We start from the raw sequence: 24928 nt of genomic DNA, 5'->3' as shown, positions 1-24928 counted from the left end.
GGCCGCCACGGAGTTCGGCCGCGCTGCCGTGCGGCGGTGCCGCGGTGCCGTGAGGCGGTGCCGCGGCGTCTCGGTGCCCCACGACACGGCTGAGAGCGCTCTCAGGCCGGCGGTGCGGCGGGCACGGGCGGCTCGGGCCCGGCCTCGGTCTCCGGTTCGGGCGGTCCCGGGAGCGCCTGTTCGGCCCAGATGGTCTTGCCCCGGCCCCGGGGGCGCACCCCCCAGCGGTCGGTGAGGTGGGCGGTGATGAACAGCCCGCGCCCGCCCTCGTCGGTGTCGTCGGCGCGGCGCAGCCGGGGGGCGGTGCCGCTGTCGTCCGTGATCTCGCTGATCAGCGCCCGGTCGCGGATGAGGCGCAGCTCGATGGGGCCGCGGGCGTAGCGGACGGAGTTGGTGACGAGTTCGCTGACGATCAGCCTGGTCTCGTCGGCGAGGTCGTCCAGTCCCCAGTCGGCGAGTTGGGCGGTGGTGTAGCGGCGGGCCTCGGCGGCGGCCTGCGGGGTGTTGGGGAGGGTCCAGGCGACGGTGTGGGTGGCGTCGAGGACGCGGGTGCGGGCGAGGAGCAGGACGGCGTCCTGGAGCGGCTGTTCGGGGGCGAGGGCGTCGACGACGGCGTCGCAGGTGTCCTGCAGCGTGGCGTGGGGTGCGGTGGTGACGGCGCGGAGCCGGTCGAGGGGGATGTCCGGCGGGTGCGCTCCGGGGGCGGCGCCGAGGAGCGCGGTGTTGTACAGGAGGAGGGTGCTGCCCTCGGGCAGGGTGTGGTCGACCGCCGTGTAGTGGGCGTTCCCGTGGCCCAGGAGCGGACCGGGGGTGAGGCCGAGGATTTCGACCTCGCCGTCCGGGTGGAGGAGGACGGGCGGCGGGTGGCCGGCGGACGCCATGGTGCAGACCCGGGTGGTCGGGTCGTAGATCGTGTAGAGGCAGCTGGCGGGCCAGTTCTGGCGGGGCCCGGCGCCCCGGTCGGCCGGGCCGGGTACGGGACGGCCGGCGAGGTCGTGCAGGCGTTCGAGGAGCTCGTCGGGCGGCAGGTCGAGGTCGGACAGGGCGGCGACGGCGGCCCGCAGCTCGCCCATGGCACCGGCGGCGTTGACGATCGGGTCGGAGGTGTCGCCGACGGCCAGGGCGACGCGGGCGCCGGACAGCGGGACGACGTCGAACCAGCCGCCGCCCGCACCGGCGGGCAGGTAGGCGTGCGCGGTCTCCACGGCCGCGTCGGCGAGGGTGGGCGCGTGGTGCAGCTGGTGCTGGAGGATCCGGGCGACCGAGCGTTCGCGGCTGTAGAGGCGCGCGTTGTCCAGGCAGAGCGCGGCGGCGGCGGTCAGCTGTTCGGCGAGGGCGAGGTCGGTGCGGTCGAACGGCGTGGGGTTGCGCCAGCGGTAGAAGCAGGCCAGTCCGAGGACGACGCCGCGGGCGCGCATCGGCACCACCATCATCGAGTGGACGCCGACGGCGAGCAGCCGGGCGTCGCGCCGCCGCGCGGGGTCGAGCCAGTCGCCCTGCGTGCCGAGGTCGTCGAGGAGCACCGGTGCCAGGTCGGCGAGCGCCTTCCGGTAGGGCGTTCCGAAGGGGTAGGTGCCGATCTCGCCGACGATCGGTACGCCCTGGCGGTCGGGGTCGGCGACCGAGCGGAATCCGGCGCGGCGCAGCGGTGCGCTGGCGAGCACGGCGTCGGGCGCGGAGGCCTCGCCGCGCAGCACCGGGTCGAGGACGTCCACGGCGACGGTGTCGGCGAGTTCCGGCACGGCGACCTCGCAGAACTCCTCGGCGGTGCGGAACACGTCCAGGGTCGTCCCGACGCCGGTGACGGCGCGGTTCAGCAGGTGCAGTCCGGCCTCCGCCCGGGCGCGGGCGGTGATGTCACTGAGGGCGACGGCCAGGCCGACCACCGTGCCGTCGGCGTCCTGCAGGCGGAAGCAGGCGGCGGAGAGCGTCACCTGCAGCGGGGGGTGGGTGCGGCTGCGCGCCCGGACGTGCAGGTCGGGCAGCGGGCGGCCGGTCTCCAGCACCGTCCGCACGGCACGCTCGACGGCTTCCGGCCCGGTCACGTTGCAGGCTTCCAGCACCTCGGCCAGGGTCCGGCCGAGCATGCGGTCGACGGGGAAGTCGTGGATCAGGCGCCCGGCGGTGTTGGCCCGGACCAGCCGCAGGCGGGTGTCGAGCAGGTGCAGGCCGACCGGCGACAGCGCGAACAGCGCCGCCTCCAGCGACCTGGCCAGGCCGGCGATCGACGGACCCGACATGCCTGCCAGGTCGTGCGTGCCACTCACGGGGGAACCACTCCCTCCGGCGGGTCGGACCGAACCACCCGATTCCCCGAGCAAACCCCGGGCCGCACCGTGCCGCCACCGCTGCCGCCACCGCTGTCGGCGCTGCGGGCGGGCGCGCCGGAGGGCCGGGGCCGGTGGCGGGTCCCGGTCGTCGCGCCCGGCGGCGGGGCCCTCCCGGGCTCCGGCCGGTCCGCCGGCCGGTTCACCCGTCCGGGGGCACGCTCCGTCACCGGCGGCGGCCCGGACGCCACCGTGGCACCGGGCCAGCGTGACACCGGGCCGCCTTAGCACCGGGCCTCCAGCGCACACGGCCGCCGCGTCACCGGACCTCCGGACCCTCCGCACACCAGGCCGCCGACCCGTGCGGACCCCGTGCGGACCGGTGCGCCGGGGCCGCGTGAGGACGGCTCCGGCCGGGCACCCTCTTCTCGTACGGCCGTGTGCGGTGTCGGACCGGAGGTCTAGACTCGCGGTCTGACTCCGGGTCAGGGCGGGGCGCCTGCGGGCGGCCCGCGGGGGCGGCTATGGGGGGCCGATGGCACAGGGGGTTCTCGGCGGGTCACCGGTGGGCGGTGTGCGCACGACCGCCAAGTACGAGGTCGACGCGCTGGTCAGGGATCTGATCGACCAGTTCAGCAGGGCCCGGCTGCCGATGCCGGTGGTGGTGGTGTACTCCGAGGACGACGACCCCGCCCTCGACCGTGAGGTCGAGGAGGTGGTGCGCGCCGTCCACGAGGCGCAGGAGAGCGGCGGGCTGCCGTACCACGTCGTGGCGGGCAGCGGCGGCGACGACCCGCACCGCAACGCCGTGGCGATCCTCGACGGGCTGGCCAGGGGGCCGTGGGCCCGCCGCGGACAGGCCTGGTACCGCACGTACCCCTCCCCGCGGTCGCGGCTGGTCGCGGCCATCGAGGCGGCGGCCCGGCACGTGGTCGCCGCCGACGCCGGCCCGGGCTCCCGGACGGACGACGAGCTGACCGACGCCGTCCTCGCCCGCCTGCGCGACCTGCACTGGCGGCCCGAGCCGCGGCCCGCGGGCGGCGAGTTCCAGCGTGCGCTGTCGCCGGTGCTCAACTCGACCACCCTCATCGGGGCGTTCGTCCTCGCCGGCGTGACCAGCCTGCTCACCCAGGCGCACTGGCAGGTCGTGCTCCTGGTGGTGGTCGGCCTGTTGCTGCTCCTCGGCCTCACCGGCTGGGTGCGGCGCAACACGGCGCCGCTCTCCTGGCTGGGCCAGGCCAGCCGGTGGTTCGCCACCACCACCTTCCTCGCCGCGTCGGGCCGGCAGGCGGCCGCCTGGTCGCTGTGGCGGCCCCGGATGTCCTGGGACGTCACCCAGGCCCGCGCCCGCGAGGTCGCCGGGGCGATCCTCCGCGCCGAGCTGCCCGGGATCCCCGAGGACGAGAAGGACCGCGCGCAGCAGTTCCACCTCCAGCTGCGCACCCTCGCGCTGCTGGAGGACCTCCGCTGGGCGCACCGGTCGTGGGCGCCCGACCTGCGGGGACGCAAGCGGCGCGTGCCGCCGGTCGTGTTCGTGCCGCGGGCCGGGCACGACAACGGTGCGCTCCGGGTGCTCGGCGCGATCAGCGACGTCCGCAGCCGCCGCAGCGAGCAGGACCCGCTGCTCGTGCTCGCCGGTGTGGCGTACGCCGACGTCGCCGCCTGGCTGGAGGGTGCCGGTACGGCTCCGGTCACCGTGCACTCCGTGGACCGGCGCCGCCGCGGCCCGTACGAGAGCTGGGTGAGCGACCTCCGGGTGCGCCAGGCGCCGAGCCGCGGCCGGGCCCTGGCCTGGACGCTGCCGGTGCGGCTCACCCGCCTCCAGCTGGGCGCCGGCGAGACCACCCGGCTGGCCCCGGTGGCCGTCCGTCGCTCCGGCTGGGTCCTCTGGTCGCGCTGGACCGTCCTCGCGGTCCTGGTGCTGGCCTCGTGCGGCGGCGTGCTGCGCGTCGGCCAGCTGTCCGACCGGTACTGCGAGGCCCGGCTGGCGGGCTCCAACACGGACGCCGTGTGGCGCACCGATCCGGGCGGCACCCGGGAGTGCATCGGTGTCGCCACCGGAGGGGTGTCGCTCGCGGGCGACGACGACGGCGTGCGGCTCAGCGGGCAGCTCCCCGGCGGGGACGCCGACCGCACCGGTGCCACCGTCGGCCTGCGCACGCTGGAGGACTCGATCCGCCGGGAGAACGCCCGCGTCGACACCCTTCCCGACGTCCGCTTCGTGACCGTCGTCTACGCCGGCTCGCTCACCACCACGGCCGGACAGCCGTCGCGCGCCCTCAACAGCCTCAAGGAACTCACCGGGGTGCACCTCGCCCAGCGGCGCAACAACGCGGGCGAACCCGTGAAGATCAAGATCCTGGTCGCCAACGGCGGGCAGGACATGTACTTCCAGACCGACATGGTCGAACGCATCGTGGCCGTGGCCCGGCGCGACCCGTCCGTCGTCGGCGTGGTCGGCCTCGGCCGGGACACCGCCGACAGCGACACCACCCTCGACATCCTCCAGCACGCCGGCCTCGCGGTCGTCAGCACCACCAACTCGGCCAGCTACCTGACCAGGAGGCACGTCAACTACTTCGGGCTCGCCGCCACCGACCAGGAGGAGGCCGCCGCCCTGCGCCTCGTCGTGGACGGGCTCGCCCTGCCGCCCGCCGAGCGGTACGCGGCGGTGCTGACCCGCCGTGCCGGCCGGGACGACCGGTACAGCCCGGAGCAGGCCCGGTACGGCTCGGAGATGCTCGCCGCCGCCGGGTTCCGGCTCGTCGCCGGCAGCCCCCTGGAGTACGGGCTGACCAGCAACGGCGACCCCGACTTCGAGGAGGCCCTCCGGACCAGCTGCCACTCCGACCACCAGCCCGCCGTCGTCTACCTCGCCGGCCGCGCCGACGACGTCGACCAGCTGATGAAGCGCCTGGCCGCCGACGCCGGGTGCGGCCGCCCGCTCACCGTCCTGACCGGCGACGACCTGACGAAGGCCCAGTTCGGCCCCGGCGGCACCACCATGGCCCCGCAGGCCACCCTCTACTACACGGCCCTCACCGACCCCACGGTCACCGCACGCACCTCCGACCTCGCCGCCGTGGCCGCCACCTACCTGCAGCTCGCACCCCGCCGCGACAACCCGTACGAGGACGACGTGTTCTCCGACGGGGCGCTCGCCCTCGCCTACGACGCGACGGCCGCCCTGCAGGCGGGCGCCGCCATGGCCGGCGCCTCCCAGCACGGCGGGGTCGGGTCGGTGATGGCGGGTCTGCGGGCCGTCGAGATGAAGAACCGCGCCGTCGGCACCGTCGACTTCCGCGACACCCGCCCGCTCGTCGACGGCCCGCAGCCGGGGCACGGCATCCACCTCATCCGGGTGCGCCCGGTCGCCGGAGGCGCACCGCTGGTGGAACGCGTCTGCGGCCGTCCCGCCGGTGACACCCGCCCGCTCACGGGCTGCACGCCCTGACCGCCGGGCACGGTGCGGGCGTCCCGGTGGAGACTGGCCGCATGCACCGCAGCCCGGAAGGCCCTGCGCCCCTGCCCGCCGACGTCCGCGCCTACCTGGACGAGCTCGTCCGGCGCACCCGCGCCGTGTGCGGGCCGCACCTGGTGAGCGTGCTCACGGTCGGCTCGATCGCCCTCGGCGACTACCGGCAGGGGCGCAGCGACATCGACGTGATGGTGGTCGTGGCGCCGACCCTGCCCGGACCCGCCCTGACCGGGCTGGCCGGGGCGCTCGCCCACCCCGCACTGCCCTGCCCGGCGACCGGGCTGGAGCTGGTGGTGCACGACCGGGACGCCGTCGGCCGTCCCTCCGGCGGCGCCGGCTACCTGCTGGACCTCAACACCGGCCCGCTGCTGCCGAACCGGGCGAGCTTCGACCCCGCCCGGTCCCCGGCGTTCTGGTACGTCCTCGACCGCTCCATCGCCCGCCAGGCCGGGCGCCCGCTGTTCGGCGCACCGGCGGAGCAGGTGATCGCCGCCCCCGCCGATGCCGACCTCCTCGCCGCGCTGCGTGCGTCCGTCCGCGAACACTCCGACGGTGAAGGCCATCTGGCGGACAACCGCGTGCTCAACGGCTGCCGTTCGGTGGTGTTCTGCCGCACCGGTCGCTGGACGGCCAAACGGGCCGCGGCACGCGACGTCTCCGCGTCCGAGGCCGGGTTCAGGCCCGTCGTCGAAGCCGCCCTGGCCGGTTTCGAGCGCCCTCGCGGCGCCGCGGTCACGCTGCCCCGCGCCGACGTGCGGGCCTTCCTGGACTGGGTCCGCGAACGCGTCGACGCCACCGGGTCGCTCCGCCGCTGAGCCGGTGCCCGTACCGACCGGCGCCGGGCCGGCGGTCAGGAGGCGGTGCGCAGCCGGCGGTGGCCGGTGGCCTTCCGGACGGCGGCCTGGAGTTCGTCGCGGCTCATGGTGGAACGGTGGGCGATGCCGAGGTCGGTGGCGCGCCGGTAGAGCTCCGCCTTGGTGAGGGCCGAGAGGTCCTCCTTGGCCGCGTGCCCGGTGGTGGTGCGCTTCTTCGACGGCGCGGCCGTCCCGGAGGTGCCGGTCCCGGAGGTGCCGGTCCTGGGGGTGCCGGTCCCGGAGGTGCCGGTCCTGGGGGTGCCGGTCCCGGAGGTCGAGGACTTGGAGGTCGAGGTGGACTTCTTGCCCGCCGCCGCCTTGGGCGTGCGGCGGCTCCGCTCGCCCGTCGCTCGCCCTGCCGTCCCCGGTGCGGCCGATGCGGCTGTCCTGTTCGCCTTGTCGGCCTTGTCGGCCGCCGGCAGCTCGGCGATGCCCTGGACACTGTCCAGGCTGCGCCGCAGGGCGTCCATCAGATCGACGATGTTGGTGCCCTCGGGGGCTGGTCCGGCGGAGGTGGCGATCTCGCGGCCCGCCTGCTTGTCGTCGATGAGCTGGTGGACCTGTTCCTCGAAGGTGTCGTGGTAGTCGTCGGGGTCCCAGTCGACGGCGAGCATGCCGATGAGCTGCTCGGCGGTCTGCAGCTCCTGGCCGCTGATGGTCTCCTTCCCGCCGGGCAGGTCGCCGATCTCCTCACGGGGGTCGCGGACCTCGTCGGCGAAGTGCATGGTGTGGAGCTCCAGCAGGCCGTTCTGGGCGCGGACCGCGGTCAGGTACTCCTTGCCGCGCATGGAGAACATCGCCAGCCCCGCCCGGTCCGAGCGTTCCAGGGCCTTCGCGAGGAGCTGGTAGATCTTGGCGTACTCCTTGCCCTGCGGGCCGAGGTAGTACGTCTTGTCGAAGAAGATCGGGTCGATCCGGGAGAGCTCGACGAACCCGGACACGTCGATGGTGCGCGAGCGGCCGGGCGAGATCTGCTCCAACTCCTCGGGCTCGATGACGACGTACTCGCCGTCGCCGGTGTCGTAGCCCTTCACGATGTCGGAGAAGGCGACCTCCTCGCCCGTGCGTTCGTTGACCCGCCGGTTGCGCACCCGGTCGAAGGTGCCGCGCTCCAGCTGGTGGAAGTGCACCGCGTGGCTCTCCGTGGCGGTGTACAGCCCGACCGGCACGGTGACCAGTCCGAACGTCAGAGCTCCGGTCCATATGGGCCTGGCCATCGAATCTCCTCACCACGCCGCACCACCGCGCCGGCGGCGGTGCCGCGGCGCGTTTTCCGGGCGTCCGGTCCCCTGCCGGGCCGACGGCATCGCGGGAACAGGCCCCACAGCCAGCTTGGCCGCACCCGCGCCGGACCGCACGCCCACCGGGGGCGCGCCCGGTCCGCCGGGAGCCTCCCGGCGGACCGGGTCATCGGCGGGCCGGGTCGTCGGCGGACCCGTCAGAGCCAGGTGGTCCCGTCAGAGCCAGGTGGTCCCGAGCCAGGCGGCCGCGGCGGCGGCCACCAGCAGGGCGATGTTGAGTCCGATCTGCCGGGTCTCGCCCCGGGAGACGTGGACCACGATGCCGCCGATCTGGATCACGACGAGCCCGATCGCCGCGGCTATGGCGAGCCCGGGCGCGATGCCGGTGAGCGGCGGCAGGATCAGGCCGACCGCGCCGAGTACCTCCAGCACCCCGATGGCCCGGACGAACGGCATCGGGATCTGGTCGACCCACCCCATCATGGGCCTGAGCTGCTCCTGGCTCTGCACCGCCTTCTTGCCTCCGCCGTAGAGGTAGAAGGCCGCCAGCAGCGCGGCGACGATCCAGTAGGCGATGTCCACGGTGACCCCTTGCACGATAGTTACCAGGCGTAAGTTGCCCCATCATGGGTCACTGTCCGGGGGCTTACAAAAGGCACACGCATGTGCGCCAGGCACAGGGAGCTGTCATGTCGCAGTACGAGCACACGTGCATGATCCGGGGCGACGGCGGAGGCACGATCCGCGCCGTGCTCGACCGGATCTGCGACAAGTGGACCCTGCTGATCGTGGCCACCCTCGACCAGGGACGCCTGCGCTTCACCGAACTCCAGCGGCAGATCCCCGGGATCTCGCAGCGGATGCTGACGCTGACGCTCCGCAACCTGGAACGCGACGGGCTGGTGTCCCGGACGGCCTACGCGGAGGTCCCGCCGCGCGTCGAGTACGCGCTGACCCCCACCGGGCAGAGCCTCATCCCGCCCGCACTCGCGCTCGCCGGCTGGGCGATCGAGCACATCGCGGAGATCGAGGCCAGCCGCGCCGCGTACGGCGACCGCGCCGGCTGATCCCGGCGCGCGCAGGCCGACGGGCCGCGCGGCCGCGTGAGCCGAGGACGGGCCACCGCCTTCGCCCCGACCCCGACCCCCGCCGCCACCACCACCGAGCAGGACGGGGACGGGCGCGCGGGAACCGGAGGGGCTCGCCCGAGGCCCCTGCCGCCGGTCCCGCGGACGGACGGCGGAGCGACCGCGGCCACGCGGCGGAGGGGTCCGGCGCGGGCGCGCCGCCGACCGCCGCGCACCGGCCGGCGGCGGGTCCCCGGCCGCACCTCCGCAGGCCACGACCGCGGCGCGGCTGCCCGCCGCGGCCACGGGTCGGCGCCGCCCGGCGGGATCCGCCTCCGGCCCGGTTGCGGCGCGGCCGGCGACCGGCGGCGCCGACGGCGCCCCGCCCGCCGGCGGGCGGCCCCGCGCAGGGCGGCGGAGCCGTACACTCGGCGCCGGATTCGGGAGGGCAGAGCGGTGCGCGATCCGCTGGTGTGGCGGTGTGGTGACGGGCCGATGGCCGACTGGCTGGAACGGGTGGCGGAGCTGGTGGTCGGCCCGCAGCCGGACGGCTACCGGGTGTGGGGCGATCTGCGGTGGCCCGACCAGGTCTACGGGCGCGTCGTCGCCTCCGGCCTCACCCCCGCGCAACTGGCCGAGCTGTTCACCGCCGAGGGCTTCGACGGCCTGTACGCCGACACCCACGGCGGGGCGACGCTCGACGCGCCGACCGTGCACATCGCCCCGCTGACGTGGGAGGACAGGGGCCCGTCCGGTCAGGGGGTGCGCATCCTGCACGCGGAGCCGGCCGGCCCGGTCGGCGGACGGGTGCGGATCGCGGCAGCGCTGCACACTCCTGGCGAACTGGCCGCCTGGATGCGCCAGTTGTCGCCTGTGCTGCCCGACCCCGCGCCCAGGGTCGACTGGCCCGCGAGCGCCGGCACGACACCGCTGGCCGGGACCTTCCTGCACCGCCGGGACACGCTCCTGCTGTGCCTGGACACCCTCGAATCCCGGCAGCGGCCCGGCAACGCCTCGAACCGGCTGCGGCTGCACATACCCACCGACGGGGCCACCTGGCCCGCGGACCCGTCCGACCGGCCGGCCCCGCCGGCGGAGCGCGGTGTGACGACCGTGCAGGAACTCGCCGACTGGCTGGGCGAAATCGGCGTCCGCTGGTCCGGCGGGCCGCTGCCGCGCGTCGGCATGTGGGCGGGTGCCTCGCCGCTGCCGCGCGGCACCCTCGCGAGCGCGCAGGAGTCGGCGGACGGCCTCGGGGTGCTGCACTTCGCCCGCCCCGGGCGTCCCGCCCTGTCCGCCCGGGGGCCGGCCGCCGGGATCGCCGACTGGGCCGTCCCGCTGCTCGAACCCGCCGTCCACGAGGACGTTCCGGCGCAGTTGCGGCGCCACCTCGCCCGCTGGCTGCGCAAGGTCGAGCAGGCGGCGTTCGCCGGCCCGGCCGAGTGGACGGTCGCGGGCTTCCCCGGACCGTTCTCGTCCGCGCAGCTGGCGCAGTGGCTCAACGCGCACTGCGGTGACGGGCGGATCGCCGTGGACGGGCTGGCGGACGGGGCCGTCGTGCTGAACGGCACCGTGACCCCGGGCGGCGGGACCGCCGTGACCGGCCGACGCTCCCAGGGCTGAGACCGGCCGAACCGGCCACCGGCCACCGGCCGACCGTTCACCATGAGGTTCCGAACGAAGGGTCCGAAAAAAATATCCGGTCCGTGTCAGCCCGCCGTGTCGATCCGCGGCGTCCCCGTTCGACCTGGGATAGAGAGGGTCGAGACACGGCCCCGGCACCGAGGAGAGCAACAATGGCGAAGTACATGCTGATCATGCGCGGCACCGACGAGTCGATGGCGAAGATGATGGAGACGCCGTTCGAGGAGATGCTCGAAACCATGGGCCGCTTCAACGACGAGCTGATCCGGGCGGGCGTGCTCGTCGCCGCCGAGGGCCTGGACGACCCGTCGCAGGGCGTCGTGGTCGGCTACGACGGGGAGACCCCGGTGGTCACCGACGGCCCCTACGGCGAGACGAAGGAGCTGTTCGGCGGCTTCTACCTCCTCGACGTGGCGTCGAAGGAGGAGGCGGTCGAGTGGGCCAAGCGGCTTCCGGCCCTCCCCGGTACGAAGTGCGAGATCCGCCGCGTGCCGAGCATCGACGAGTTCCCGCAGGACAACGAGTGGATCGTCAAGGAGCGGGCGTGGCGCGAGCGCACCGGCCAGATCTGACGCCCGGGACCGTCGACGGCCCGCCGAGCAGCGAATCGGCGCGGCGGGCCGTCGAAGCCGTCTGGCGGATCGAGTCCGCACGGATCGTGGGCGCACTGGCCCGCTACACCGGCAGCCTCGAACTCGCCGAGGACGTCGCCCAGGAGGCGGTGGCGGAAGCCCTCGTGACGTGGTCGCGCGACGGCGCACCGGCGAACCCGGTGGGCTGGCTGCTCGCCACCGCGCGGCGGCGCGCCATCGACAGCTTCCGCCGCCGGTCGGCACTCGACGAGCGGTACGCCCTGCTCGCCGGCGTGCTGGCCGAGGGCGAGGCGAGCTCGGGTGCGGTGACCCCGCAGCACCGGTCGGACGACCTGCCGTGGGACCCCGACCGGGTCGACGACGACGTCCTCGCGCTGATGTTCGTGGCCTGCCACCCGGTGCTCTCCCCCGAGGCCCGCACGGCGCTCACGCTGCGCGCGGTCGGCGGCCTGTCCACCGAGGAGATCGCCCGGGCGTTCCTCGTGCCCGTCCCGACCGTCCAGGCCCGGATCACCCGGGCGAAGAAGACGATCGCCGCAGCGGCGGTGCCGTTCGCGCTGCCGCCGGCCGACGAGCGCCGCGAGCGGCTCGGCGGTGTCCTCAGCGTCCTGTACGTGATCTTCACCGAGGGTTCGACGGCCACCGCCGGCGACCGCCTGCTGCGCACCGACCTCGCGTACGAGGCGATCCGGCTGGCCCGGACGCTCGCCGCGCTGCTGCCCGACGAACCGGAGGTGTACGGGCTGCTCGCGCTGTGCGAGCTGACGGCCGCGCGCTTCCCCGCCCGCACCGGGCCCGACGGCGAGGCGGTGCTCCTGGAGGACCAGGACCGGCGGCTGTGGGACAGGTCGGCGATCCGCCGCGGGCTGGCCGCGCTCGGCCGCGCCGCCACCGGCGGCCGCGGCCTGGGGCCGTACGGCCTGCAGGCGGCGATCGCCGCCTGCCACGCGTCGGCCCCCTCGGTGGCGGAGACCGACTGGGCGCGTGTCGTGCTCCTCTACGAGGCGCTCGGCCGCATCGCCCCGTCGCCCGTCGTCGAGCTCAACCGGGCCGTCGCCGTCGCCATGGCGAGCGGACCGCAGCAGGCGCTGTCCCTGGTGGACGACCTGGCCGCGTCCGGCCGGCTGTCGGGATCGCACCTCCTCCCGACCGTGCGCGGCGAACTGCTCGTACGGCTCGGCCGGACCACCGAGGCGCGGGCCGAGCTGGAACTCGCCGCCCGGCTGTGCCGCAACCTCCGCGAGCGGTCCGTCCTGCTCCGCAAGGCCGAAGCGCTGGCCTGACGGCCGTCCGCCTCCCGCAGCCCGGGACGCGGACGGCCCGTCCGGACGTCGCCCGATCGTCCGCTCGCCGGGAGTACGGGCTGCCGGTCGCGGGCCGCGCGCCCGGCATGCGGGTCAGCCGCCGGGATGCGGGGGCCTGCGCCGCCACCGGCCGCGGCCGCCCGGCTCGGCGCGCTTCCACACCCGCCGCGGCAGGTCGAGCCGCGCCGCGCCGGGCAGCACGTCGCCGAGGAGCCCCGGAAGCTCCTGGTCGGGCACCTCCCGCCAGCCGGTGAAGTCCGCGGTGACGTACGAGCCCAGCGGCCACCCGCGCCCCTCCGCGTCGACACCACGCCGCCAGCCGAACGCGACACCGCCCGTCTCCTGCGGCACGGCGAAACCCTCGGGCGCGCGGCCGACGCACGCCACCGCGAACACCCCCAGCTCCGACGGACGGCCGTCGACGAAGTGCCGGTAGACCGCACCCGGCGCGAAGAACTCCACCACCGCCGCCCTCCATCCCTTGCCGAGGCCCTACCCCCATCCTGCCCTGTCGCCTCCCTCCGGCGACCGCGCGACAGGCCCCGGGAGGCAACGCGGGCGACGGACCCCTCGACGACCGCTTCCGCCAGCCAGGGGTCGGGGGCCGGGGCCGGGGGCCGCATCGCATCGCGCCGCCACCGCCCGGCGTTCCCCCGGCCACTGCCTCGGGCCCCGGCAGTAGCGGTCGGTACACGGCCTGCGGACACGCACTGCGACCGGGCGGTGGCGACCGGTACATTCGTGACGAGCCGTCAGGATGCCCGCTCCGCGCCGCAGGACGGACGGCGGCGCGAACCGTCTCCGGCGACGGCCCGTCAGCCCGGTCCGGCCACAGGGCAGTTCGGCGGCCAATTCGGCCATGTACTCGACATTTTTCCCTTAGCTCAGCCTTAAGAGCACCTTAGCTCGTGGAGCGCCACGGAATCACCGCAGGTCAGAGCGGGTTTCCGGATTCGCACCGTCATTGCCCGGGCCGCCGCGCCTTCCGTAGGATCACGACCTCGCTGGACGTGAGAGCGCTCTCGAAGCCGAACCGGAACGCGTCCCGCGCAACGTCCGTCCCTCCACAACAAGGTGCGTGCCCATGGCTGCTCATCGTGCCCGCCGATGGTCCCTCGGCGGATTCGTCCTTCTTCTCTCGGTGGCGCTGGTCGCCGCGGTCCTGGTGTCGGCAGGTGGATCCGGCACCTCGCGGGCCAGCGCCGCCGTCGGCGCCCAGACGTGGTCGGACGAGTTCAACGGCGCGGCCGGGCAAGGCCCGGACCGCGCGAAGTGGACCCTGGAGACCGGTGGATCCGGCTTCGGCAACCACGAGCTGGAGTACTACACCAACAGCACGAACAACGCCGCGCTCGACGGCCAGGGCAACCTGGTCGTCACCGCCCGCAAGAACACCGACACGGGCCTGAGTTGTTGGTACGGCTCGTGCCAGTACACCTCGGCGCGCCTGAACACCGCCCAGACCTTCACCCAGGCCTACGGCCACTTCGAGGCCCGGATCAAGATCCCGCGCGGCCAGGGCATCTGGCCGGCGTTCTGGATGCTCGGCTCCGACATCGGCACGGTCGGCTGGCCCACCAGCGGTGAGATCGACATCATGGAGAACATCGGCAAGGAGCCGGGCACCGTCCACGGCACGATCCACGGCCCCGGGTACTCCGGCGCCGCCGGACCCGGCGCCGGATACTCCCTGCCCGGCGGTGCGCCGTTCGCCGACGCCTTCCACGTCTTCGCCGTCGACTGGAGCCCGAACGCGATCACCTGGTCGGTGGACGGCACCACGTACGAGACCCGCACCCCGGCGGACGCCGGTGCCAACAAGTGGGTCTTCGACCACCCCTTCTACGTCATCCTCAACCTGGCGGTCGGCGGTGACTGGCCCGGCAACCCGGACGCCTCCACCTCCTTCCCGCAGGCCATGACGGTCGACTACGTGCGCGCCTCGGCCTGGAACAGTTCCTCCGGCTCCGGCGCGATCAAGGGAATCGGCGGAATGTGCGTGGACGTGGCGGGCGCCTCCACCGCTGACCGCACCCCGATCCAACTGCACAACTGCACCGGCGGCCCGGCCCAGCAGTGGACGGTCGGCAGCGACGGCTCGGTGCGCGCCCTGGGCAAGTGCCTCGACGTGGCGGGCGGTTCGACCGCCGACGGCGCCCAGGTGCAGCTCTACACCTGCAACGGCACCAAGGCCCAGCAGTGGACGTACACCGCCGCCCACGATCTGACGAACGTCGGCGCGAACAAGTGCCTGGACGCCACCGGGAACTCCTCGGCCGACGGCACCCGGCTGCAGACCTGGACCTGCTCCGGCGGCGCCAACCAGAAGTGGACCATCGGCTGACCCGGTCCGGCCCACGCACCACAGCCCCGCGCACCACAGCCTTCGCACCACACTCCCTCGCACCACACCCGCGCACCACACCCGCGCACCACAGCCTTCGCACCACACTCCCTCGCACCACACCCGCGCATCGCGCCCCCCGCGCCCCCCGCGCACCACACCCCCACCCCCCGCACGTTCGCGCCCGACTCCCGCGCCCACGGCCGAAACCCGTGACGCGCGCCCCGTGGCACGGACCACACCCCGAAAAGGTCGCTCCCTCATGACGGCACGTCACCAGCGCCCCATCAGCCGACGCAAACTCCTCACCGCCACCGCGGGCATGGCCCTCGCCGTCCCCGCGGCGGCCTGGTGGCTGCAGTCCAGCGCCGACGCCTCCACCGCGGCGACCCTCCCGCTGGACCTGCTCAACACCACCGGCAACAACACCGTCTACGCCTACGTGCTGGGCCGCGACCCTGCCGCGGGCGGCAACTGGGCCTTCATCCAGGCCGACGGCACCTCGCTCTACCACCCGCCGTCCCCCGCGAACGACCAGACCCCGCTGGGCGTCGACTGCGCCATTCCGCTCAACGCCTCCGGCGCCGGCGCCCGTTCGGTCACCCTGCCGCACCTCGACAGCGGCCGCATCTACTTCTCGGTCGGCTCGAAGCTCACCTTCCTGCTCAACCGCGGCGGCGGCCTGGCCCTCCCGTCGGTCAGCAACCCGGCCGACCCCAACATCGCTGTGCGCCACGACTTCTGCGAGTTCACCTACAACAACGACCAGCTGTACGCCAACATCACGTTCGTCGACATGGTGTGCCTGCCGATCTCCTTCCGGCTGGACACCGCCCAGGGCACCCAGACCGTCCGCGGCCTGCCCGCCGACGGCCTGAGCCGGGTCGCCGCGGCCCTGCGCGCCCAGTCGGCGGCGGACGGCAGCGACTGGAGCCGGCTGATCGTCAACAGCGGTGGCTCCGACCTGCGGGTGCTCAGCCCCAACCTCGCCATCCGCGGCAACACCTCGCTGTTCGCCGGCTACTTCGACGACTACGTCAACAAGGTCTGGGACCGCTACCGCACCACCGACCTGCGGATCGACACCCAGTACACCTGGGGCACCGTCGTCGGCCGGGTCTCCGGCGACCGGCTGGACTTCCCCGGCGTGGGCAGCTTCACCAAGCCGTCCACCCTCTCGATCTTCTCCTGCAGCGACGCGCCGTTCACCACCGGCAACGACGAGATGGGCAACCTCAGCGCCCGGCTCGCCGCCGCACTCAACCGCACCACCCTGCTCGACAACCCGAACCAGCCCACCGCCGAGAACCCCGCCGCCTTCTACACCGCGGCCCGCACCAACCACTACGCCCGCATCCTGCACGGCACCACCCCCGACGGCCTCGGCTACGCCTTCCCGTACGACGACGTCCACCCGGCCGCCGTCGACTTCGAGGGCAAGGTGCAGTCCGGCACCCCCGGCCGCTTCACGATCACCGTCGGCGGTTCCTCCGGAGGCGGAGGCAGCACCCCCACCCCGACCCCCACCCCGACGGCGACGGCCACGCCGCCGGGCGGCGTCAGTGCCTTCGGCACCATCCAGGCCGAGTCGTTCGGCGCCCAGTCGGGGAGCGCCGTCGAGTCCTGCTCCGACACCGGCGGCGGCCAGGACGTCGGATGGCTGGCCAACGGCGACTGGCTGAAGTACAGCGCGGTCAACTTCGGCAGCGCCGGCGCGACGCGCTTCAGCGCCCGCGTCGCCTCCGGTGCCGCGGCCGGGATCAGCGGTCTGGTGGAGGTCCGCATCGGAAGCCGCACGGCGACACCGGTCGGCAGCTTCGCGCTCGCGTCCACGGGCGGCTGGCAGACCTGGCGCACCGTCCCCGCGGACATCGCCAAGGTCACCGGCACCCAGGACGTCTACCTGACCTTCACCAGCGGACAGCCGGGCGACTTCGTCAACCTGAACTGGTTCACCTTCGCCTAGGACCCGCGCAGCGGCAGCCGCCCGCCGTCCCCCGAGCCCCGCTCGGCGGGACGGCGGGCGGACCGCTCCCCCGGGGGAAGTCGGCCGTCGCCCCGGCGTCCCGCCCGGCCCCGCGAACGCACCGCGCAGAGCCGCGGGAGTCGTCTCCCACGGCGTGGTCGTCCCCGCCGCCGACAGGCCGGGCCGGGCCGGCCCAGGCCGGCCGCCCCACCGGTCGCGGCCGCCGGGGCTGGCACCCGGCACGGCGATGGCGGACGATCGAACGGGACGCCCGACCCGGCGGCGAGCGGGAAGGAGGTGCAGGTCGTGACGGATCTCGACGAGGTCGCGGACGAGCTGTACGGCCTGCCGGCCGGCGAATTCACCACCGCACGCGACCGGGCGGCCGCCCGCGCACGCGCGTCCGGCGAGCGGGACCTCGCCGACCGCATCCGGCATCTGCGCAGGCCGACGGCGGCCGCGCACGCCCTCAACCTCCTCGCCCGCACCCACCCGGCGGAGGTCGCCGCCCTCGTCGACCTCGGCCACGACCTGCGGACCGCCCAGGAGGGCCGCGACGGCCCCGGGCTGCGCGAACTCTCCGCCCGACGCCACCGGGCCGTCGGCACACTGGCCGGCTTGGCCGCCCAGGACACCGCCGCCCGCGGCGTCCACCTCGGCGACGCACAGCAGCGGGAGGTGGAGCAGACCCTCCGCGCCGCCACCGTCGGCCCGGAGGCCGCCCGGCAGCTCACGGCGGGCCGCCTGGTCACCGCACTCGACGAGATGCCCACCGGCCTGCCCGCCCTGCCCGAGCCGTCCGGGGACGCGGTGCGCGGTGCCGCGGCGGCCCCCGGGGAACGGGAACGGAAGAAGCACCCGCCGCAGGAGCAGGAGCGGGAGCGCCCACGGGCCGGCGGGGCCGAGGCCGGGGCGGCGCTGGAGGCCGCGGAGGAGCGGCTGGACACCGCCGAAGCGGAGGTCGCCGGGCTCACCCGGCAGCAGGCGGAACGCGTCCGGGACGTCGGGGCGGCGCAGCAGGCCGTCGACCTCGCCGCCGAGGCCCTTCGTACGGCCGAGGCCGGGCTGGCGGCCGCCCGCACGGCCGAGGCCCGGGTGCGCCGCGACCGCGACACGGCGCAGCGCCGGTCGGAGGCGGCCCGGGTGCAGGTGGAGGCCGCGCGGCAGGAGGTCGCCGGGCCGGACGGCAGGCCCGTCGGCCGGTAGGCCGGTAGACCGGTCGGGTCCGCGGGCAGGCAGGACGGCGCTCAGGCGCGCGGGACGGCGCTCAGGCGGGCTCGGGGACGGGGTCGAGGAGCTGCGGGCCGTTGTTGCCGACCTTGTTGACCGCGGTGGAGACCGGGGTGACGACGAGTTCGCCGCCGGCGGGTGTGTGGAGGAGCGTGCGGAGCTCGTCGGGGTCGGTGTGGGCGGGGTCGAGCCAGGCGTCGACGTCGGCCGGGTCGATCGCGAGCGGCATGCGGTCGTGGATGCGGCCGGCGGCGTCGCGGGCCTCGGTGGTGATGATGGTGACGGTGGTGAGCCAGGCGGCGGGGTCGTCGTCGGGCCTCGTCCGGTCGCGCCAGAACTCGTAGAGCCCGGCCATGGCCATCAGGCTGCCGTCGGCGGGGGCGATGAAGTACGGCTGCTTTCGCGCCTTTCCGCCCGGAAGCGCGGGCAGCGGTGTCCATTCGAAGAAGCCGTCGGCCGGCAGCAGGCAGCGCCGGGAGGTGAACGCCTTGCGGTAGGCGGGCTTCTCGTGGACGGTCTCGACCCGGGCGTTGATCATCCGGGAGCCGACCGACGGGTCCTTCGCCCAGGACGGGACGAGGCCCCAGCGGAGCGCCCGGAGTCGGCGCTGCACGATGTCGGTGTCCTTGTCGAGGCGTTCCATGACGGCCCAGACGTCCTTGGTGGGCGCCACGTTGTAGTCGGGCTCCAGCGTCTCCGCGGGATCCCACCGGGTGACGCCGAAGAGGTTGACGAGGTCCTGGGGACCGGTGGTGGACACGTAGCGGCCGCACATCGGCGGGCTCCTTCCCGGCCGGACCCGCCCCGCCCGGGTCCGCCGTGCGGATCGGACGGTTCGGTGCGGGCCTGTTCCTGGACAGCGTCTTCCGCCCGGAACCGCCTCCGCTCGCTGCCCGCTGCTCGCCGGCAGCGGCGTGCCGGTACGGCTCCGGGCCGATGGCATCGTAGACCTCGCCACCGACGACGGCCCGTCTCCCACGCGGCCCTCGCGCGTGCGGCCCGCGCCGACCCCGTCGACCGACGTGCCGCGCCCGGGCGGGCGGTGCGCCGCCGCCGGGCGTCCGGACGGTGCGTCACCCCGCGGCGCGGCGGGAACGGCCGTCACCGCACCGCGGTCTTGACAGCGGCGGAGAAAGCGGTTCGGGCCGCCCGGCCCGCTTCGGTACGATGGCGGCGGCCGGGAGCCCGCTCCTCCCGCGGCTCGGGCGATCGCGACGCCCCTGCGGCGGCGTCGAGGGGCCGCCAGGCCACCGACACCCGCCCGCGGGCAGCCCGAAGGTGCCCGCCGGAGACATAGGAGCATCCCAGGATGACTCGGCAGTTGATCACCAGCGCGCTTCCCTACATCAACGGGATCAAGCACCTGGGCAACATGGTCGGGTCGATGCTCCCGGCGGACGTCTACTCCCGCTATCTGCGCCTGCGCGGCCACGAGGTGCTGTTCATCTGCGCCACCGACGAGCACGGCACCCCCGCCGAGCTGGCCGCCCAGGAGGCGGGGCTTCCGGTCGCCGAGTTCTGCGCGCAGGCCCACGACCAGCAGAAGGCCGTGTACGACGGCTTCCAGCTCTCGTTCGACTTCTTCGGCCGCAGCTCCTCCCCGCAGAACCGCGAGATCACCCAGGAGATCGCCCGCGAGCTGCACGCCAACGGGTTCATCGAGGAGCGGTCGATCCGCCAGGTGTACTCGATCACGGACGGCCGGTTCCTCCCGGACCGGTACATCGTCGGCACCTGCCCGCACTGCGCGTACGACAAGGCCCGCGGCGACCAGTGCGAGAACTGCACCCGCGTGCTCGACCCGACCGATCTGCTGGAGCCGCGCTCGGCGATCAGCGGCAGCTCCGAGCTGGAGGTCCGCGAGACCACCCACCTCTTCCTCCTCCAGTCGAAGCTGACCGACGAGGTCGAGGCGTGGATCGCCGCCAACGGCGACTCCTGGCCCGTCCTCGCCTCGTCGATCGCCCGCAAGTGGCTGGCCGAGGGCCTGCAGGACCGGGCGATCACCCGCGACCTGGAGTGGGGCGTGCCGGTGCCGGCCGACGTCTGGCCGGAGCTGGCCGCGGCGGGCAAGGTCTTCTACGTCTGGTTCGACGCCCCGATCGAGTACATCGGCGCCACCAAGGAGTGGGCGGACGCCGCCCCGGCCGGCGAGACCCGCGACTGGAAGTCCTGGTGGTACGAGGCCGACGACACCGTCCGGTACACGGAGTTCATGGCGAAGGACAACGTCCCGTTCCACACGGTGATGTTCCCCGCCACGATCCTGGGGTCGCGCCGGCCGTGGAAGAAGGTCGACTACGTCAAGGCCTTCAACTGGCTCACCTACTACGGCGGCAAGTTCTCCACGAGCCAGAAGCTGGGCATCTTCACGGACGTCGCCCTGGAGCTGCTGCCGGCCGACTACTGGCGCTACTTCCTGATGGCGCACGCGCCCGAGTCGGACGACTCCAGCTTCACCTGGGACCTGTTCGCCTCCGTCGTCAACAAGGACCTCGCCGACACCCTCGGCAACTTCGTCAACCGGGTGCTGACGTTCAGCCGCAAGCGATTCGGCGACGAGGTGCCCGCGGGCGGCGAGCCCGGCGAGGCGGAGGAGCGCCTCGGCGCGCAGATCGCCGCGCTGCTGGCCGAGTTCGAGGGCAACCTGGAGGCACTGAACTTCCGCAAGGCCGCCCAGAGCCTGCGCGCCCTGTGGAGCGCCGGCAACTCCTACCTCGACGAGAAGGCGCCCTGGCTGCAGGTCAAGACCGACCCCGAGGCGGCCGCGCTCACGCTGCGCACGGCGATGAACCTGATCCACCTCTACTCGGTCGTCTCCGAGCCGTTCATCCCGGCGGCCGCCGCGGCCGTCCGGCAGTCCTTCGCCCTCGCCGGGGACGACCCCGCGCGTACGGCGGGCTGGGTGGACGCGGAGCAGGCGGCGGCTCTGGACCTCGTCCCCGCCGGTACCCCCTTCACCGTCCCGCCGGTGCTGTTCGCCAAGATCACCGACGAGGACCTCGCGGCCTGGACCGCCCGCTTCGGCGGCGCCCCCGACGCCGTCTGACGGGTCGGGGCCTCACGGGCGCCGCGCCTGCCGCACCCGCGGCGGGCGCGGCGCCCGAGGTGTGGGCCACCGCGGCCGGGACGAGGTTCGCCGCGGCCGCCGTGGCCGACCAGCGCTGCCCGGGGCAGCCCGGGGCATGGTGGCCCGGTCGGCCACGGTGGCGCGGGTCGGGCGTTGCGGCCCGGACGCTCTCCTACGGGCGTTCGAACAGCTGGAGCACTCCGCCGAGCGAGAAGCAGAGGGCACCGACGAGTGTGCCCCAGTTGGCCACGCCCGTGTCGACGACGCTTCCGGTGCCCGGCCGGGTGAACGCGGCGATCGCCGAGACCATGAAGAGCGCGGAGCCGAGCTGGTTCACCGCCACGATCCACCACGCGAGGCTGCGCGGGTGGACGCACCGGCGGCCGTGGCAGAGCTCCAGGAACGCGAGGTGCCCGGAGACCAGGAAGAGGACGCACCCCACGATGTCCGGCGCCCAGATCAGCCGGTTGACCTGCTGCGAGTCCAGGCCCCGCAGGAAGGAGTCCAGCAGGTCGACGGCGAAGACCAGCGTGCCGGCGAAGAGCACGGCGACGCTCAGCCAGTCCAGCCGCGCCGGCTCGTAGCTCCACCAGCGCCAGCGCCGCGTGACGAGCGTGCCCCTGCCGACGTCGTGGCGTGGGGCGTTCACCACCTGCAGCAGCGAGACGTAGCCGCCGGTGTTGAAGCAGAGACCGCCCGCGAAGTAGATCCAGGCGCTCTCCGTGGGGTCACCGGACCCGAACTGCGCCACCCAGGCCCCGGCCGCGAACAGCGCCCCACCGAGGACGAAGGCGACGGCGGCGACGGTGTTGAGCCTGCGGAGCCTGCTGATCGACACCGGGTCCGCGACGGCGTGCCGGCCGTCCGGCTCTCCCGGCCGGTGGACGGCGATGACCCCGCGCCGCCGGGCGAGCCGCGACTCCCAGACTGCCGTACCGCCTTCGGGCAGACGCCAGGCGAGTCGGGTCGTGAACGGTCCTGCGCCCTCGGCGCGCTGCTCGGGCTGCCCCACGGACCGAGCCTAGACCTGCGGCCGGGCCACCGTCGGCAGCGAAACACCGGCGCGGCCGTACGGGCTGCCGACCCGGACGGCCCGCGTGCGCGGCGACGGCGGGGTGCGCGGCGTATGCGGCGAGGGCGGGGTGCGCGGCGTACGCGGCGAGGGTCGACAGGGGCCGGCTCGGGCTCGGGCCCGCAATCAGGCGTCGGGGGCCCTGAACGCCATCGCACCGACGGCGAGCGGTCGGCGGGCGGGTCGCTCGGCCACCGGCTCCTCGGCCGGCGGCGGGAGGAACAGCGCGCGGTCGACGGGCGGCAGCGGGCGCCGGTCGGCCACCGGGGCGTCGACGGCAGGAGCGGAGAAGTCGGGGAGCCCCAGCGGGCGGCGGTCAGCACTCATGATCAGCAGTGTGACCGATCCCGCAGGCGCCAAACCCGGCGGCGGGGGTGATGCTCCGTCAGGCGCGCCGGTCGCTCCGGATCGTCCCTGCGGCGGGACGGATCTCGACCGGTGGCGGGACGTGGCTGCCGCCTCCGCCGGTGCACGGGTCCTCGTCCGTGGCGGTGCACGGGTCCTCGTCCGTGGCGGTGTGCCGGGCGAGGTCGTCCCGCAGCCGGGTGAGCCGGGCGATCTCGGTGTCCAGTACGGCGAGGCGGTGCTCGACGACGGGGGTGAAGGTCTCCGGCCCGCCGCCCGACGCGGCGCAGGCGGTCGGCGGGTCCTCCGTCAGCAGGTCGAGCCGGTGGGCGCGGCTGCGCAGGTCCTCGATCGTCAGCCCGAGGGCGAGGAGCCGACGGATCAGCCCGACCCGGGCGACCTCCGCCGGCCCGTACACGCGCTGCCCCGACGCCGTGCGGACCGGCGGCGGCAGCAGGCCCCGCTGCTCGTAGAGACGCAGGGCCCTGGGTGTGGTGCCCGCGGCCGCCGCCGCGTCGCCGATCCGCATGCGTCCTCCCCCACGGCCGCCCGCGTGCGGACGGCCTCGACCCGACGACCGCACCGCCCGTGCGGGTCGGCGGGTCTACAACTCGACGATCATGGCGCCGAAACCGTCGCCCCCGATCAACCGGGTCAACGCCCCGGGCGCCTGATCGATGCCCGCCACGACCGTCCGGGGGAAGGAGATCTCACCCGCGCGCAGCCAGGCACCGAACCGGTGCCGCCACTCCGCCTCCAGGTCCGGGTGGTCCAGCCCGCGGAAGCCGCGGACCGAGACGCCCAGGGCGAGCAGCCGGAAGGAGTCGACCACCGCCGGCGAACTGCCGCCCCGCCCGCCCGGCGCCATCTGCCCGGACAGTGCGCCGACCAGCGCGAACCGCGCGCCCGGCCGGGCCGCGTCGACGGCCGCCGTCAGCTGTTCGCCTCCGACGGTGTCCAGCAGGACGTCGATGCCGTCGGGGGCCGCCTCCGCCAGCTGGTCGGCGATCGGCCCGGCTCCGCGCACCAGCACCGCGTCATAGCCGAGTTCGGCCACCAGCCGCTTCGCCTTCCCGGGCGAGCCGGTGGTGCCGATCACCCGCGACGCCCCCAGCAGCCGGGCGGTCTGCCCCGCCACAGTGCCGACGGCGCCCGCCGCTCCGGTGATCAGCACGGTGTCGCCCCGGCGCAGCCCGGCCGACCGGGTCAGGGCGCCGTACCCGGCCGAGGCGGGCGACAGGTGGGCGACCGGGTCCGGCAGGGAGCCGTCCACCGGGGTGAAGTCCGCGGCGGCGCCCAGCGCATGATCCCGCCACCCCTGCAGGTGGGTCACGAGGTCGCCCGGGCGCAGCGGCCCGTCCGCCGGGGCGGCCAGCACCTCGCCCAGCGCCGGACCGAACAGTGCCTGACCGGCGCGGATCGGCGGCAGGGGAACGCCGTCCACCTCGCCGCCGATCAGCGTGCGCAGGCCCGGGAAGACCAGGAAGTGGGTGTTGCGCACCAGCACCCGGCCGGGGCCGGGCGCCGGGAGCGGGATCCTGGCGACGCCGAAGTGCGCGGCCGTCGGCAGGCCGTCGGGGGTCGCGGTCAGCCGGACCTCGCGGGCGGTGGTGGGCAGTGGCACGGCGGACTCCGGGTGGGCAGGGCAGCGGCCGTCCCGCTGCGGGCGCCGGAACGCTAACCCCTCACCCGCAGGTCAGGGTCAAGGGTGGACGACGGGCATCCGTCCCGTACGGCTGCGCGGTGCGCCCGGGACGGGCGGCCCGCGTCGGCGACGGGGCCCGCAGGGCCTGCGCCCGGCGGCACATCACCCGTTCGGCGGGCGTGCGGGGCGCATCGGGCGAGTTGTCCACAGGCAGCGGCCGCGGGTGCGGCCGGGCCGCACGATGGGTCCCGGACGCCCGCCGCCGGGAAGAAGCCCGGACGGCATCGCGAGGAGGAGGCCGCCATGCCCGTCACCACTCCGACGTTCGTCGTGAAGTCCGTCGTGAAGTCCGTCGCCAAGTCCGCGCGGACGGCGGCGCAGCCCATCACGCGGCACGTCACTCGGCACGTCGCACGGTTCATCCCGCGGCAGATCGCACGGATCACACGGATCACACGGATCACCGTGTGGGCCGTCGTATCGGTCATCGCTTCGGTCGCCGCTTCGGTCATCGCATGGGCGGCAGCCGCCCGGCGGGGTCCTGTCCGGGGTCCGGAAGGCCCACCTGAACGGCTACCCGGAGTGACGGCTCCTCGCCAGGTTGCACACGCACCGCACGTCCGGGACACCCGGCCCGAGGGGTCGGCCCGCAACGCCGGACGGCCACCCCGAGGGCCGCCGACCCTCGACTCTCCCACCGAAAATCCGCGGAAGATCTTGACAGGTGACGGTAAAAAGGTTCCGGCACTTTGGTCACGTCTTGGTGACGATCGAGAGCAAATGGGAATATCACCTATCAATTCGTGCA

19 protein-coding genes are annotated in these 24928 nt (G+C 74.7%); 10 read left to right on the top strand and 9 right to left on the bottom strand.

Annotation, left to right across the window (positions count from 1 at the left end; genetic code table 11):
• Positions 1 to 101: 101 nt before the first annotated feature.
• Entirely contained in the window at positions 102 to 2267 is a 2166-nt protein-coding gene (locus tag OG335_RS33250) for a SpoIIE family protein phosphatase (protein ID WP_405014853.1), read from the bottom strand.
• Positions 2268 to 2841: 574 nt separating this feature from the next.
• Between OG335_RS33250 and OG335_RS33245 the strand changes: the two genes are divergently transcribed.
• Together OG335_RS33245 and OG335_RS33240 are read left to right on the top strand one after the other, a co-directional pair.
• Positions 2842 to 5721 carry a hypothetical protein gene (locus OG335_RS33245; RefSeq protein ID WP_405014852.1) on the top strand — a complete coding sequence of 960 codons (2880 nt, stop codon included), beginning with the start codon at positions 2842 to 2844 and terminating at the stop codon, positions 5719 to 5721.
• Positions 5722 to 5762: 41 nt separating this feature from the next.
• Positions 5763 to 6560 (top strand): aminoglycoside adenylyltransferase domain-containing protein, encoded by a 798-nt coding sequence (locus tag OG335_RS33240; protein WP_405014851.1) that lies wholly within the window; start codon positions 5763 to 5765, stop codon positions 6558 to 6560.
• Positions 6561 to 6595: 35 nt separating this feature from the next.
• Here the strand turns inward: OG335_RS33240 and OG335_RS33235 are convergent, their stop codons facing one another.
• Both OG335_RS33235 and OG335_RS33230 read right to left on the bottom strand, forming a co-directional pair.
• Positions 6596 to 7816 carry a Ku protein gene (locus tag OG335_RS33235; RefSeq protein ID WP_405014850.1) on the bottom strand — a complete coding sequence of 407 codons (1221 nt, stop codon included), beginning with the start codon at positions 7814 to 7816 and terminating at the stop codon, positions 6596 to 6598.
• Between the two features lie 240 nt (positions 7817 to 8056).
• Positions 8057 to 8422 carry a DoxX family protein gene (locus tag OG335_RS33230; RefSeq protein WP_405014849.1) on the bottom strand — a complete coding sequence of 122 codons (366 nt, stop codon included), beginning with the start codon at positions 8420 to 8422 and terminating at the stop codon, positions 8057 to 8059.
• Positions 8423 to 8529: 107 nt separating this feature from the next.
• On the opposite strand from OG335_RS33230, the gene OG335_RS33225 reads away from it, so the two are divergent.
• The 4 genes from OG335_RS33225 (at position 8530) to OG335_RS33210 (ending at position 12427) form a co-directional block, all read left to right on the top strand.
• A complete protein-coding gene (locus tag OG335_RS33225) occupies positions 8530 to 8907 on the top strand; it encodes a winged helix-turn-helix transcriptional regulator (RefSeq protein ID WP_405014848.1) in 378 nt (125 codons plus the stop codon).
• Positions 8908 to 9402: 495 nt separating this feature from the next.
• Positions 9403 to 10530, top strand: coding sequence for a hypothetical protein (locus OG335_RS33220; RefSeq protein WP_405014847.1), 1128 nt, complete (start codon positions 9403 to 9405; stop codon positions 10528 to 10530).
• Between the two features lie 173 nt (positions 10531 to 10703).
• Complete coding sequence (locus OG335_RS33215; RefSeq protein ID WP_405014846.1) at positions 10704 to 11123, top strand: YciI family protein; 420 nt, start codon at positions 10704 to 10706, stop codon at positions 11121 to 11123.
• Positions 11096 to 12427 (top strand): RNA polymerase sigma factor, encoded by a 1332-nt coding sequence (locus OG335_RS33210; protein ID WP_405014845.1) that lies wholly within the window; start codon positions 11096 to 11098, stop codon positions 12425 to 12427. The genes OG335_RS33215 and OG335_RS33210 overlap by 28 nt, the downstream gene beginning before the upstream one ends.
• Positions 12428 to 12541: 114 nt before the next feature.
• On the opposite strand, the gene OG335_RS33205 is transcribed toward OG335_RS33210, so the two are convergent.
• On the bottom strand, positions 12542 to 12913 hold the full coding sequence (locus tag OG335_RS33205; protein WP_405014844.1) for a hypothetical protein: 372 nt from the start codon (positions 12911 to 12913) through the stop codon (positions 12542 to 12544).
• A 619-nt stretch (positions 12914 to 13532) separates the two neighbouring features.
• On the opposite strand from OG335_RS33205, the gene OG335_RS33200 reads away from it, so the two are divergent.
• The 3 genes from OG335_RS33200 to OG335_RS33190 all read left to right on the top strand — a co-directional run bounded on the left by OG335_RS33200 (position 13533) and on the right by OG335_RS33190 (position 17964).
• Positions 13533 to 14792 carry a family 16 glycosylhydrolase gene (locus OG335_RS33200; RefSeq protein WP_405014843.1) on the top strand — a complete coding sequence of 420 codons (1260 nt, stop codon included), beginning with the start codon at positions 13533 to 13535 and terminating at the stop codon, positions 14790 to 14792.
• Positions 14793 to 15054: 262 nt separating this feature from the next.
• A complete protein-coding gene (locus OG335_RS33195; RefSeq protein WP_405014842.1) occupies positions 15055 to 16758 on the top strand; it encodes a beta-1,3-glucanase family protein in 1704 nt (567 codons plus the stop codon).
• A 306-nt stretch (positions 16759 to 17064) separates the two neighbouring features.
• On the top strand, positions 17065 to 17964 hold the full coding sequence (locus tag OG335_RS33190; RefSeq protein ID WP_405014841.1) for a hypothetical protein: 900 nt from the start codon (positions 17065 to 17067) through the stop codon (positions 17962 to 17964).
• 61 nt (positions 17965 to 18025) lie between these two features.
• Here OG335_RS33190 and OG335_RS33185 read toward each other — a convergent pair whose 3' ends face one another.
• Positions 18026 to 18763 (bottom strand): SOS response-associated peptidase, encoded by a 738-nt coding sequence (locus tag OG335_RS33185; RefSeq protein ID WP_405014840.1) that lies wholly within the window; start codon positions 18761 to 18763, stop codon positions 18026 to 18028.
• Positions 18764 to 19297: 534 nt separating this feature from the next.
• Here OG335_RS33185 and metG point away from each other — a divergent pair.
• A complete protein-coding gene (gene metG, locus OG335_RS33180) occupies positions 19298 to 21037 on the top strand; it encodes a methionine--tRNA ligase (RefSeq protein ID WP_405014839.1) in 1740 nt (579 codons plus the stop codon).
• A 193-nt stretch (positions 21038 to 21230) separates the two neighbouring features.
• Here metG and OG335_RS33175 read toward each other — a convergent pair whose 3' ends face one another.
• The 4 genes from OG335_RS33175 to OG335_RS33160 form a co-directional block, all read right to left on the bottom strand.
• Positions 21231 to 22070, bottom strand: a complete 840-nt coding sequence (locus tag OG335_RS33175; RefSeq protein WP_405014838.1) for a hypothetical protein — start codon at positions 22068 to 22070, stop codon at positions 21231 to 21233.
• A 186-nt stretch (positions 22071 to 22256) separates the two neighbouring features.
• Entirely contained in the window at positions 22257 to 22457 is a 201-nt protein-coding gene (locus OG335_RS33170; protein WP_405014837.1) for a hypothetical protein, read from the bottom strand.
• 58 nt (positions 22458 to 22515) lie between these two features.
• Positions 22516 to 23004 carry a MerR family transcriptional regulator gene (locus OG335_RS33165; protein WP_405014836.1) on the bottom strand — a complete coding sequence of 163 codons (489 nt, stop codon included), beginning with the start codon at positions 23002 to 23004 and terminating at the stop codon, positions 22516 to 22518.
• Between the two features lie 75 nt (positions 23005 to 23079).
• A complete protein-coding gene (locus OG335_RS33160; RefSeq protein WP_405015610.1) occupies positions 23080 to 24093 on the bottom strand; it encodes an MDR family NADP-dependent oxidoreductase in 1014 nt (337 codons plus the stop codon).
• Positions 24094 to 24928: the final 835 nt, after the last annotated feature.

This window comes from Kitasatospora sp. NBC_01539 (genome assembly GCF_045040525.1).
Classification (GTDB): Bacteria; Actinomycetota; Actinomycetes; order Streptomycetales; family Streptomycetaceae; genus Kitasatospora.
Note: the sequence above shows the minus strand (reverse complement) of the source record. Positions and strands in the feature narration are given on the sequence as shown.